The sequence below is a fragment of the Serratia sp. HNCC26DJ206 genome, assembly GCF_057180605.1.
Map to the genome: position 1 here is coordinate 24,340 of NZ_JBXUGP010000027.1, position 11,898 is coordinate 36,237.

Consider the following 11,898-nt stretch of genomic DNA (forward strand, 5'->3'; position numbering starts at 1 on the left):
CTCTTCTTACATCGCCGAGCGCGTTTAGTTAAACTTGCAGCAATCTGCTGATTTGACGAACGATCATCTGTAATTTGACCCGCCCAACAGAGCGCAGGGCTCTCTGGATGAAGAAAATAAACAGCAATAATTAAAGGACAGGCAATGAATATTATCTTTTACCATCCATTCTTCGCGGCTGAAGATTGGCTGGCGGGAATGGCGCAGCGTTTACCGCAGGCTAACATTCGGGCATGGCAGCCAGGAGATAACGCTCAGGCAGATTACGCGCTGGTATGGCGGCCGCCGTATGAGATGCTGGTCAACCGCCACGATCTGAAAGGCGTATTCGCCTTGGGGGCTGGGGTTGATGCCATCCTTGAGCAGGAACGCCAGCACCCTGGCACCTTGCCAACCGGCGTGCCACTGATGCGGTTGGAAGACAGCGGTATGGCCCAGCAGATGCAGGAATATGCGCTGGCTTGCGTATTGCGCTATTTCCGCCGTTTCGATGAGTATCAGGTGCAGCAACAGCAGCAACGCTGGTTGCCACTGGCACCCCATCAGCAGAGTGATTTCACTATCGGCATTCTCGGTGCGGGTGTGCTGGGTAAAAGCGTGGCGCAAAAACTGGTCGAGTTTGGTTTTAACGTGCGTTGCTGGAGCCGTAGCGCCAAGCAGATCCACGGCGTGCAGAGCTTTGCTGGCAACGGGCAGCAGGCCGCGTTTCTGCATGGCACACGTTTACTGATCAATCTGTTGCCTAATACGCCGGAAACTGCCGGGATCCTCAACCGCCAACTGTTTGCCCAGCTTGCCCCGAAGGCTTACTTGCTCAACCTGGCCCGCGGTGCGCATCTGGTGGAAGACGATCTGCTACAGGCGCTTGAACAAGGGCAAATCGCTGCGGCAACGCTCGATGTGTTCGTCAACGAACCCTTACCACAGGCGCATCCGTTCTGGCGTCATCCGCGAGTCACTATCACCCCGCATATTTCTGCCATTACCTTACCCGAGCAGGCAATGGATCAAATTGCTGCTAATATTCTGGCGCTTGAAGCGGGTAAAGCACCCACCGGCCTGGTGGATATCCAGCTCGGCTATTGATGACGCAGCACTGCTGATGGCAGCGTTAACTGCTATCATGAAACATGTCGGCTTACCGTGCCTCATATGGCATGGGTAGGCACATAAAAGGAGAAATAATGTACCCCGTTGATTTACATATGCATACCGTCGCCAGTACTCATGCTTACAGTACTCTGCACGACTATATTGCAGAGGCGAAACAAAAAGGCATCACGTTGTTTGCCATCACCGACCATGGGCCGGATATGGCCGATGCCCCCCATTACTGGCACTTTATGAATATGCGAGTCTGGCCACGTCTGGTAGATGGGGTCGGTATCCTGCGAGGCATTGAAGCCAATATCAAAAATCTGGCGGGTGATATCGACTGCACCGGCCCGATGCTTAATGAGATCGACCTGATTATTGCCGGATTCCATGAGCCGGTATTTGCCCCACAGGGCAAGGCCGCTAATACCGAGGCCATGATTGCCGCTATGGCGCAGGGGGATGTGCACATCATCAGCCATCCTGGTAACCCTAAATATCCTATCGATATTGCTGCGGTGGCTGCTGCTGCCGCGAAGTATCAGGTGGCGTTGGAGCTGAATAACTCCTCGTTCACCCATTCGCGTAAGGGCAGTGAGGCCAACTGCCGGGCAGTAGCGGCAGCGGTGCGTGATGCCGGGGGCTGGCTGGCGCTGGGTTCTGACTCACATATTGCTTTCTCCCTTGGCAATTTGGAGAACTGTGAACGCATTATCAAAGAGGTGGATTTCCCACCGGAGCGTATTTTGAATGTGTCACCGCGTCGCTTGCTGGATTTTCTTGAGCAGCGTGGCAAGCCGGCGATTGCGGAACTGGCCGATCTGTGACATCGTCACGGCAAATTTTCCGTATTGAATAGGGCTTGATTATGAATGAGTTTTCCGTTGTCTGCCGGGTGCTGGGGACGCTGTTTTACCGCCAGCCGCAGGATCCGTTGTTGGTGCCGCTGTTTACCCTGATCAAAGAGGGCAAGCTTCAGCAGCATTGGCCACTGGAGCAGGACGAACTGCTGGCGCGCTTGCAGCAGCAGTGTGAGGCTCATCTGCTGGCCGCTGATTTCAACGCGATGTTTGTCGGCAGTGAGTGCAGCGTACCGCCGTTCCGTTCTGCCTACGTTGAAGGGCGCACCGAAGCTGAAGTGCGCGTTTTCCTGCAACAGCGCGGGATGCCGCTGAGTGAAGCGCCAGCCGATCATTTCGGTTCGTTGCTGCTGGCGGCCTCATGGCTGGAAGATCAGTCGCAGGAGGATGAAGCTCAGGCGCAAATTACCTTGTTTGATGAATTCCTGCTGCCATGGTGTGGGCGTTTTCTGGGCAAGGTTGAAGCTCATGCCACCAGCGGTTTCTACCGTACTCTGGCATTGATTACCCGTGATGCCATTGCGGCGATGCGTGATGAGTTGGCGGAGTATGAGCAGGAAGAAGCCGGGCCGGACGCAGAAGAGTAAGTTTTAGAGGGCGCAGTCAAGGTTACTACTGCGCCCAATAAGGTCAGTCGGTAAACGGGATCACCAATTGGCCGGGCTTCACTTCCAACCCTTTCGCCAGTTTGCGCGCCAGCGCTTCTGTTTTACTGTTATCCGGGTTCAGGACATAAACCGGTTGCAGTTCGAAATAGGCTTTCAGCGATTGATTCAGATAAGGCGTTAGCGCTTTCATCACCGTATCCATTTTCTCCGGCTGAACTTTATAGTCCACCAGTTCCATTTCTTTCAGGAAGATAGCGCCTTTTTCGCGGTCATAAACCGGCTGCGCCTTCAGCGTCAGTTGCAGTTCGGCGGCCTGCGGGCCAAGAATCGAGGTGATATTGACTTTGGCATTGCCAGAAAGCATCACTTTGCCCGGCTCACTGCGGCCAATCTGGCTTTGCAACTGCGTTAAAACGATATTGGCATCGACCAACCCAGGCACACCGATCTGTTTCTGATAATCGTTGTGCTTTTGCAGATAATCATTCACTTCTTGTTCACTGACGCTGTATTGAGTCAGTTGGTTACAACCGGCAAGCATACCGGCAAGTATCAGGGCAGTAACGCCCAGCAGGATCTTCTTCATTCGTGCCTCGTAAAACTGCTAACGGAAATGCTACAGATAATAATGATAAACAACTGACTGTCAGCAAAGAAATGTTTGCTCAGGCGGCAGGATAGCAGATGATGCGGCAAAAAGGGCGGGCGACCTATCGGATAACGCTGAAACCTAGCGCAAAAAGGCATGCCAAAATGCTGGCATGCCTGAGAGATGGACTACTGTTCCATATCGAGCAACAGCGGGATATCACAGCGCTGCGCCATACGGTTACGGTAAGCCTCGACGTTGTCTGGCAATGTGACGCCAGCGACGATCGACAGCGAACGCAACAGCGGGAACAGGTGGATATCATCGGTAGAGAGAGTGCCATTAACCGCATCAGGCGACTGGATCAGCGTAGCAAGCTTTTCCAGATCGCTTTCCAACTGAGCAATTAAATCCGCACTGTCTGCCAGATGGGTGGCGAAGTCGCCTATCGCTACCTGTTTTTTATCGCTGAAATAACGGCGCGCATTGTCAGTGGCGAACTCTTCGAAATCGGCATTGGCAAAACGCGGCAGCAACAGTTTGCCGGTATAGCTGTTGGCTTGCTGCAACCAGTCGGCAATTGCCGGGTTGGTGTTGCCGGTCAGCAGCGGTTTCCCCTCAAGATTATCGACGTAGTGCACAATATCCATGCTTTCTGGCATGTAGCTTCCGTCGTCCTTTTGCAGGATTGGTGCCATTTTCTTGCCGATCATACTGATGGGCGTAGCTTCGTCATCGCTGAGCAGGGTAACCAGACGTACTGATAAATTTTTCAGGCCGAAAATCATGCGGGCCTTCACGCAGAATGGGCAATGATCATAAATAAACAGTTTCATGCTTGCTCCCGTTATCAGGTTTTAACAGCAATAGTTATCACAGCCTAGGTAGGCTGCCGCGCAAAGTTCTTGTTATATACCCTTCATACTTCAAGTTGCTTGGGTGTTGGCTGCACTCTGTCGCCTACAAGCCACTCGGATTATTTTGGGTAAATAATGCATTGATATGCACTTTCTTGCGCTCGTTTTTGCACTACCAGGACAACCGCCACTGTTGAGTTATGAGTTAGCCCTCATTCACGCTGGGTGCCGGAGCAATGGCGCGCGGGTTGAACTGCCAGTATAAGGCAAACAGCGTGATGAATCCCACCAACCCCAGCAGGAACCAGGGCAATTCCGGCCGGCCTAGTGCATGGCCGGTATCATACATCCAGCCACCGCCGGTATAACCCAGCGCACCGCCCAAAGCCAGACCTAAGCGGCTGAAACCCATATAACTGCCACGCGCCCGTGGATCGGCCAGCGAAGCGCTCAGGGTTTCACGCGCGGGTTCGGCAATGATCGAACCCAGATAGAAACAGCAAATCAGGGTAAAGACGGCCTGCAAACTGGTTGCCAGCCCCACCGGTATCAGGCTGAGGGTCATCAGCAACAAACCGGCCATCAGGCGCTGTTCCAGCCGGAAGTGTTTTTCGCTCCAGCGCGCCAAAGGATAAAGCAGCGACAGCGACAGCGCCGCTTCAATGGCATACATCCATTTCACCGCCGCCGGTGAACCAGCAATTTCATTCACAATGATTGGCAGCATCAGCATAACCTGTACCGACAGCATGTAATAACCGGTCAGGGTCAGTACATAGGTCAGGAAACGGCGGTCACGCAACACGCGCATCATGCCCTCTTTCATTGGCGCACGAATGGTGGAGATGCGATAGGCGGGCAGTAACCAGGCATTCCAACCGGCGGCCAGTACGAAAATACCGGCACCCGTCCAGCAAACAAAGTGGAAGTCGTATTGCAGCAACCAACTGCCGATCAGTGCACCGACCACCGCACCGGCGCTGTCTTGCATCATCAGCAGGGAATAGAAACGGCTACGCTCGTGCGGACGGGTTAATTTGATCACCAGCGCGGTACGCGGCGGATCGAACAGCGTGCCGCCAATCGCCGAAAGCGCACAGGAAAACCACAGCAGCCAAGGCTGATCCGCCATCGCCATGGTGGCAAAGCCCGCGGCGCGCAACAGCATACCGGTGACAATCATCGGTTTGGCACCGAAACGATCGGCAATGGCACCGCCAAAAATCCCCAGCCCTTGTTGCACCAGTTGGCGCAGGCCCAGCGCGATGCCCACCACCACGGCTGCCCAGCCAAGCTGATCGACAAAGCGGATAGAAATCAGTGGGAAGACCACGAAAAAGCCTAAAACCACTAACAGATTATCAAACAATAAGAAATATTTACCCAAGCTCCGAGCTTGCGATACCAGTGACATGCTTCACCACGAGCAATTAAGAGGAGAAAACTACAACTCATTCATTCTCCGCTCAATATTCCCATTCTGATAGAGGGTGAATAGATAATATTTTTTTATCGTCAATACGTTACGTGAGTGGCAAAACTGGCCAAAAAAACGGACAAAATGGTTGATTGCTTATTTACTGAACGACAGGGGTTTTACCTGTGGGGCAGGCTACGGTTATATTAAACACGGGGAAGTGCGGTTCTGCGTTGGCTGTTGAACATTAATGGCACCGGCGGTGAAGACAAGAACGGTAATAATTCAGACGCTCACCCAATCAATACTTCTTATCGAACCGTCCTGACCGCGGGGGAAATGATGTTTGGCTATCGCTCTGCATCACCAAAAGTACGCCTTACCACTGACCGGCTGGTCGTCCGACTCGTTCATGAGCGTGATGCCTATCGCCTGGCGGAATACTACGCTGCCAATCGTGTGTTCCTCAAACCTTGGGAACCGCTGCGGGATGAAAGCCACTGCTATCCTTCCGGCTGGCAGGCGCGGTTAAGCATGATTATGGATCTGCAAAAGCAGGGCAGTGCCTACTATTTTATCCTGCTGGATCCTGAGGAACATGAAGTGCGCGGCGTGGCCAATTTCAGCAATGTGCTGCGCGGTTCGTTCCACGCCTGTTTTCTGGGGTATTCCCTGGGGGAAAAATGGCAAGGGCAAGGGCTGATGTATGAAGCGCTGCAAACTGCCATCCGTTATATGCTGCGTCAGCAGCGGATACACCGCATCATGGCCAACTATATGCCGCATAACCAGCGCAGCGGTGCGCTGCTTGCCCGGCTCGGTTTTGAACGCGAAGGTTATGCTAAAGATTATCTGCTGATCGACGGAAAATGGCAGGATCACGTTCTCACCGCATTAACCAATAAAGAATGGCTACCATCGCCACACTGAGGCCATAAATGAAATATGAATTGAGTGCTAAAGAAGCCCGAGTGATTGGTTGCCTGCTGGAAAAACAGGTCACTACGCCCGATCAATATCCGCTTTCCCTGAATGCCATCACCTTGGCGTGCAACCAGAAAACTAACCGCGAGCCGGTTATGGACCTGCCGGAAAGCGAAGTTCAGCAGATCCTTGATTTGCTGCTGAGAAAACACTTTTTGCGTACGCTGAGCGGTTTCGGTAACCGGGTGGTGAAATATGAACACCGCTTCTGCAATTCGGAGTTCGGCCAACTGAAACTCTCCCCGGCCGAGTTGGCAGTGATTGCAACGCTATTACTGCGGGGTGCGCAGACGCCAGGCGAACTGCGTACCCGCACCAACCGTATGCACGAATTCAGCGATGTTAGCGAGGTTGAAGATGTTTTACAGCAACTGACCGTGCGTGAGGATGGCCCGTTTGTGGTGCGTTTGCCGCGTGAACCCGGCAAGCGTGAAAGCCGGTTTATGCACTTATTCAGCGGCCAGATCGAAGAAGCGCCCGCCGAGATTGAACCCGCTACTGGCGCTGAGCTGGGCGAGCGGGTGGCTGTTTTGGAAGCTGAAGTGGCCGAACTGAAACAGCAATTGGCACAGCTGCTGGCGCGGGGGCAACATGAGTAAATTACGTATCGGTGTCGTTGGGCTTGGGGGGATCGCGCAAAAAGCCTATCTGCCGATCCTCAGCCATGCGGTGGACTGGCAACTGGTCGGCGGTTTTTCACCGAATCAGCAAAAGGCGCAGCCGGTGTGCGATAGCTATCGTATGGCCTGCTTTTCACGGCTCGACAGCCTGGCCCGGCAATGTGACGCGGTGTTTGTACACAGCAGCACCGCCAGCCATTTTGCCGTGGTGACTGAGCTACTTGAACTTGGCGTCCATGTCTATGTGGATAAACCGCTGGCAGAAACGTTGGAACAGGCGGAACAACTGATCGCGCTGGCTGACAAACGTGGCAAAGCCCTGATGGTCGGTTTTAACCGGCGTTTTGCGCCGCTGTATCGCCAACTGAAACAGCAAATGCATCTGCCAGCCTCGATCCGCATGGACAAACACCGTGCGGACAGCGTCGGGCCACAGGATCTGCGCTTTACCCTGTTGGATGATTATCTGCACGTGGTGGATACGGCGCTGTGGTTGAGTGGCGGCACGGGGAATCTACTGAGCGGCAGCCTGCGCGCCAACGAAGCCGGTGCCATGCTTTATGCTGAGCATCACTTTGCCTGCGGGGAAACGCTGGTCACCACCAGTATGCACCGCCGTGCCGGTAGCCAGCGCGAAAGCGTGCAGGCGGTGAGCGACGGGGCGGTTTATCAGGTGAATGATATGCGCCAGTGGCTGCGTGAGGATCCGCAGGGCGTGGTTGAGCAACCGGCAGCGGGTTGGCAGACCACGCTCGCTCAGCGCGGTTTTACCGGTGCCGTGCAGCACTTTATTCAGTCGGTTAGCAATCAGACTACCCCGGAAACTGCGGGTGAGCAGGCGATCTACGCGCAGCGCCTGATCGAGCAAATGCTGCGTGATGTCGGATAACCCCCTGTAACCTATGGCGGTAGCTATTATTTCTGTGGATCCGTAGACTATACCCAACGTACTTGGCGTTGCAGGTAGGCGGCAACTGAGAGAACCCGATGAGCTTACTTAAGTAAGTGATTCGGGTGAGTGAAGGCAGCCAACACCCCTGCAGCTTCAAGTAATAAGGGGATATCGCGATTCAACTGACGCCTGCTGTTGCAGGCGTTGATATTTACACATCGTACTCATCAGAAAAACCACATGAATCTACTGAAATCACTGGCAGCCGTTAGTTCGATGACCATGTTCTCGCGGGTGCTGGGCTTTGTGCGTGATGCCATAGTGGCACGCGTTTTTGGGGCTGGGATGGCCACGGATGCCTTCTTTGTGGCGTTCAAATTGCCGAACCTGCTGCGGCGCATTTTCGCCGAAGGGGCATTCTCTCAGGCGTTTGTGCCTATTTTGGCCGAGTACAAAAGCCAGCAGGGGGAAGAGGCGACGCGCACCTTTGTGGCTTATGTGTCCGGCTTGCTGACGCTGGTGTTGGCGGTAGTCACCGTGCTGGGGATGCTGGCCGCGCCGTGGGTGATCGTCATCACCGCGCCGGGCTTTACCGACACGCCGGATAAGTTCGCTTTGACCTCAGCGCTGCTGCGTATTACGTTCCCCTATATTCTGTTGATCTCGCTGGCATCGCTGGTGGGGGCGATCCTCAACACCTGGAACCGTTTCTCTATTCCGGCTTTTGCGCCAACGCTGCTGAACGTCAGCATGATCGGCTTTGCGCTGTTTGCCGCACCTTATTTCCATCCGCCGGTGCTGGCATTGGCCTGGGCGGTGGTGGTCGGCGGCGTGCTGCAACTGGGTTATCAGCTACCGCACCTCAAAAAGATCGGCATGCTGGTGCTGCCGCGCCTGAAGCTGGGTGACGCAGGGGTTTGGCGAGTAATGCGCCAGATGGGCCCGGCGATCCTCGGGGTGTCGGTCAGTCAGATCTCGCTGATTATCAATACCATTTTTGCCTCATTCCTGGTGTCTGGCTCGGTGTCATGGATGTATTATGCCGATCGTCTGATGGAATTTCCTTCCGGTGTGCTGGGCGTGGCGCTGGGAACCATCCTGCTGCCTTCACTGGCGAAAAGCTTCTCCAGCGGTAATCAGGATGAATACAATCGCCTGATGGATTGGGGCCTGCGTCTTTGCTTTGTTTTGGCGCTGCCGAGTGCGATTGCGCTTGGGATCTTGGCCAAGCCATTGACCGTTTCTCTGTTCCAGTACGGTAAATTCACCGCCTTCGACGCGGCGATGACGCAACGGGCGTTGGTAGCCTATTCCGTTGGCCTGATGGGGTTGATCGTGGTGAAAGTATTGGCACCGGGTTTCTATTCCCGCCAGGACATCAAAACCCCGGTCAAGATTGCCATCATTACCCTGATCATGACGCAGGTGATGAACCTGATGTTTATTGGGCCGCTGAAGCATGCCGGGCTTTCACTGTCGATCGGTCTGGGTGCCTGCCTGAACGCCTCACTGCTGTATTGGCAATTGCGTAAACAGAAAATCTTCCAGCCGCAGCCGGGATGGGCGATGTTCCTGATCAAGCTGGTGGTAGCTGTGCTGGCGATGTCCGTGGTGTTGTTGGGGATTATGTGGCTGATGCCCGCCTGGGATCAGGGCAATATGCTGGCTCGTTTGCTGCGGTTGGCAGTGGTGGTCGTGGCAGGCGTAGTGACCTATTTTGCGGTGTTGGGGGTACTGGGTTTCCGGCCGCGAGATTTTGTCCGCCGGGTAGCGTAATTCTCCCTCTCGGGTTGTAAATAAAAAAGGTCGCTAACGAAAAGCGACCTTTGAGGTTGATTTTAAGCCCGAGATACTCTGGCCTAGCGCACCGAGGGGCTATGATGGGACACATCCTTGTGTCCCACCCTGCGGGCCGACTTAACGTCGTTCAAATTTGCTCCCGGCAAATTTGTCGGCGGCTTACGCCGCTACGACCCCTTCGGCACGCTCTCCCTAATATCTGGCTTTGTCAGCAGTCTGAAAGGTCGCTAACGAAAAGCGACCTTTTTTGCATTCTGCATCTGGCTTACATGCGTTCGACGGTTTCGATCCCTAGGGTTTCCAGGCCGGTTTTCAGCGTTTTGGCGGTCAGCAGCGCCAACTTCAGGCGGCTTTGACGGGCCTCCTCGCTCTCGGCGTTCAGGATCTGGCAATGCTCGTAGAAACCGGAGAACAACCCGGCCAGATCGTACAGGTAAGTACACATCACGTGCGGTGTGCCTTCACGAGCTACCACGGTGAGGGTTTCTTCGAACTGCAACAGGCGAGTCGCCAGCGCAATTTCACGCTCTTCGGTCATTACCAGCGGCAGAGTCAGATCACTTTCATCGACGCCAGCGCGTTTGAACACCGAAGCCACGCGGGTATAGGCATATTGCATATAAGGGGCGGTGTTGCCTTCGAAGGCCAACATGCTGTCCCAATCGAAGATGTAATCGGTGGTGCGGCTTTTCGACAGGTCGGCATATTTCACCGCGCCGATGCCGACGATATTCGCCACATTTTGCATTTCGTCAGCCGACATGTCCGGGTTCTTGTCAGCAATCAGCTTACTGGCGCGCTCAATGGCTTCATCCAGCAGATCCGACAGTTTGATGGTGCCGCCAGCGCGGGTCTTGAACGGCTTACCGTCTTTACCCAGCATCATGCCGAACATGTGATGTTCCAGCGTTACCGCATCTGGCACGTAACCGGCTTTACGCACGATCGTCCAGGCTTGCATCAGGTGCTGATGCTGGCGCGAATCGATGTAATACAGCACGCGATCGGCACCCAGCGTTTCATAGCGATATTTGGCACAGGCAATATCGGTGGTGGTATACAGATAGCCGCCGTCTTTTTTCTGGATGATGACGCCCATCGGGTCACCGTCTTTATTTTTGTATTCGTCGAGGAAGACCACGGTGGCGCCTTCGCTCTCTACCGCCAGCCCTTTGGCTTTGAGATCGGCGACGATGTTTGGCAGCATGGCGTTGTACAGGCTTTCACCCATCACATCATCTTCGGTCAGAGTGACGTTCAGACGATCGTAGGTGATCTGGTTTTGCGCCATGGTGATGTCCACCAGTTTGCGCCACATCTTCAGGCAGTAGTCGTCACCGCCTTGCAGTTTCACCACGTAGCCACGGGCGCGCAGGGCGAAATCTTCGTCTTCGTCGTAGTTTTTCTTCGCTTCACGATAGAATTGCTCGAGATCGGACAGGCCCATCTCGCTGGCATGCTCGTTCTGCATTTTTTCCAGATAGGCGATCAGCATACCGAACTGGGTGCCCCAGTCGCCGACGTGGTTGGCGCGGATCACATTATGACCAAGGAATTCCTGGGTGCGGGCTGCGGCATCACCGATGATGGTGGAGCGCAAGTGGCCAACGTGCATCTCTTTCGCCACGTTTGGCGCAGAGTAATCGATAACAATGGTCTGCTGCTCAACCGGGGCAACGCCGAGTTTGGGCGCGCTCAGAACCCAATCGGTCTGACGGGCAACCCAGTCACTGTTCAGGAAAATATTGATAAAACCGGGGCCTGCGATCTCGACTTTGTTGGCGATATCACCCAGTTCCAGCAGTTGCACCACTTTTTCTGCCAACTGCCGTGGTGGCATGCCGAGTTTTTTCGCCACGGACATGACACCGTTAGCCTGATAATCACCAAACTGCGCTTTCGCTGACTGACGAACCTGAGCTTCGCAATCGGCAGGTGCGCCTGCGGCAATCAGCGCCTGGCTGACTTTATCTGATAGAAGAGCCTGAATATTCACCGGGTTACCTTAATACAAACGAGGGCCGTGCAACACGTCCCTCCGGATTCAAAGGTGGTTTTTGTGCCAACCCGCGGGCGGATGGCTAACCACAAAACAGCCCGTAATTGTATCTGATTAGAGGCGCCGCGTCAGCAGTTGACGCGGGCAGGGGGAACGAAAAACGAGGAAAAACGAAGC

At 54.4% G+C, this 11,898-nt stretch carries 11 protein-coding genes; 7 read left to right on the plus strand and 4 right to left on the minus strand.

What is annotated here, in order from left to right; all coding sequences use genetic code 11:
• Positions 1-144: 144 nt before the first annotated feature.
• The 3 genes from ghrA (at position 145) to AC2A1E_RS17890 (ending at position 2,542) form a co-directional block, all read left to right on the plus strand.
• A complete protein-coding gene (gene ghrA / locus AC2A1E_RS17880; RefSeq protein WP_484384867.1) occupies positions 145-1,086 on the plus strand; it encodes a glyoxylate/hydroxypyruvate reductase GhrA in 942 nt (313 codons plus the stop codon).
• A 98-nt stretch (positions 1,087-1,184) separates the two neighbouring features.
• On the plus strand, positions 1,185-1,922 hold the full coding sequence (locus AC2A1E_RS17885) for a PHP domain-containing protein (protein ID WP_484384868.1): 738 nt from the start codon (positions 1,185-1,187) through the stop codon (positions 1,920-1,922).
• Between the two features lie 41 nt (positions 1,923-1,963).
• Complete coding sequence (locus AC2A1E_RS17890) at positions 1,964-2,542, plus strand: TorD/DmsD family molecular chaperone (protein ID WP_484384869.1); 579 nt, start codon at positions 1,964-1,966, stop codon at positions 2,540-2,542.
• Positions 2,543-2,585: 43 nt separating this feature from the next.
• On the opposite strand, the gene AC2A1E_RS17895 is transcribed toward AC2A1E_RS17890, so the two are convergent.
• The 3 genes from AC2A1E_RS17895 to mdtH all read right to left on the minus strand — a co-directional run bounded on the left by AC2A1E_RS17895 (position 2,586) and on the right by mdtH (position 5,423).
• On the minus strand, positions 2,586-3,149 hold the full coding sequence (locus tag AC2A1E_RS17895) for a lipoprotein (RefSeq protein ID WP_484384870.1): 564 nt from the start codon (positions 3,147-3,149) through the stop codon (positions 2,586-2,588).
• A gap of 191 nt (positions 3,150-3,340) precedes the next feature.
• Complete coding sequence (grxB, locus tag AC2A1E_RS17900) at positions 3,341-3,988, minus strand: glutaredoxin 2 (RefSeq protein ID WP_484384871.1); 648 nt, start codon at positions 3,986-3,988, stop codon at positions 3,341-3,343.
• A 226-nt stretch (positions 3,989-4,214) separates the two neighbouring features.
• Positions 4,215-5,423, minus strand: a complete 1,209-nt coding sequence (gene mdtH, locus AC2A1E_RS17905) for a multidrug efflux MFS transporter MdtH (protein WP_484384872.1) — start codon at positions 5,421-5,423, stop codon at positions 4,215-4,217.
• Between the two features lie 345 nt (positions 5,424-5,768).
• Between mdtH and rimJ the strand changes: the two genes are divergently transcribed.
• From rimJ to murJ, 4 genes are all read left to right on the plus strand, one after another.
• Positions 5,769-6,356, plus strand: coding sequence for a ribosomal protein S5-alanine N-acetyltransferase (rimJ, locus tag AC2A1E_RS17910; protein WP_484384911.1), 588 nt, complete (start codon positions 5,769-5,771; stop codon positions 6,354-6,356).
• A gap of 8 nt (positions 6,357-6,364) precedes the next feature.
• Positions 6,365-7,009 (plus strand): YceH family protein, encoded by a 645-nt coding sequence (locus tag AC2A1E_RS17915; protein WP_484384873.1) that lies wholly within the window; start codon positions 6,365-6,367, stop codon positions 7,007-7,009.
• Positions 7,002-7,919 carry a Gfo/Idh/MocA family protein gene (locus tag AC2A1E_RS17920; RefSeq protein ID WP_484384874.1) on the plus strand — a complete coding sequence of 306 codons (918 nt, stop codon included), beginning with the start codon at positions 7,002-7,004 and terminating at the stop codon, positions 7,917-7,919. The genes AC2A1E_RS17915 and AC2A1E_RS17920 overlap by 8 nt, the downstream gene beginning before the upstream one ends.
• A gap of 243 nt (positions 7,920-8,162) precedes the next feature.
• Positions 8,163-9,698, plus strand: a complete 1,536-nt coding sequence (gene murJ, locus AC2A1E_RS17925; protein WP_484384875.1) for a murein biosynthesis integral membrane protein MurJ — start codon at positions 8,163-8,165, stop codon at positions 9,696-9,698.
• Positions 9,699-9,987: 289 nt separating this feature from the next.
• On the opposite strand, the gene argS is transcribed toward murJ, so the two are convergent.
• On the minus strand, positions 9,988-11,718 hold the full coding sequence (gene argS, locus AC2A1E_RS17930) for an arginine--tRNA ligase (RefSeq protein WP_459402480.1): 1,731 nt from the start codon (positions 11,716-11,718) through the stop codon (positions 9,988-9,990).
• Between the last annotated feature and the right edge of the window lie 180 nt (positions 11,719-11,898).

Bases quoted from the DNA above. Each gene is read 5' to 3' on its own strand.
- ghrA (WP_484384867.1), top strand. From the start codon at position 145: ATGAATATTATCTTTTACCATCCATTCTTCGCGGCTGAAGATTGGCTG.
- rimJ (WP_484384911.1), top strand. From the start codon at position 5,769: ATGTTTGGCTATCGCTCTGCATCACCAAAAGTACGCCTTACCACTGAC.
- AC2A1E_RS17885 (WP_484384868.1), top strand. From the start codon at position 1,185: ATGTACCCCGTTGATTTACATATGCATACCGTCGCCAGTACTCATGCT.
- murJ (WP_484384875.1), top strand. From the start codon at position 8,163: ATGAATCTACTGAAATCACTGGCAGCCGTTAGTTCGATGACCATGTTC.
- AC2A1E_RS17920 (WP_484384874.1), top strand. From the start codon at position 7,002: ATGAGTAAATTACGTATCGGTGTCGTTGGGCTTGGGGGGATCGCGCAA.
- grxB (WP_484384871.1), bottom strand. From the start codon at position 3,988: ATGAAACTGTTTATTTATGATCATTGCCCATTCTGCGTGAAGGCCCGC.
- AC2A1E_RS17915 (WP_484384873.1), top strand. From the start codon at position 6,365: ATGAAATATGAATTGAGTGCTAAAGAAGCCCGAGTGATTGGTTGCCTG.
- AC2A1E_RS17895 (WP_484384870.1), bottom strand. From the start codon at position 3,149: ATGAAGAAGATCCTGCTGGGCGTTACTGCCCTGATACTTGCCGGTATG.
- mdtH (WP_484384872.1), bottom strand. From the start codon at position 5,423: ATGTCACTGGTATCGCAAGCTCGGAGCTTGGGTAAATATTTCTTATTG.
- AC2A1E_RS17890 (WP_484384869.1), top strand. From the start codon at position 1,964: ATGAATGAGTTTTCCGTTGTCTGCCGGGTGCTGGGGACGCTGTTTTAC.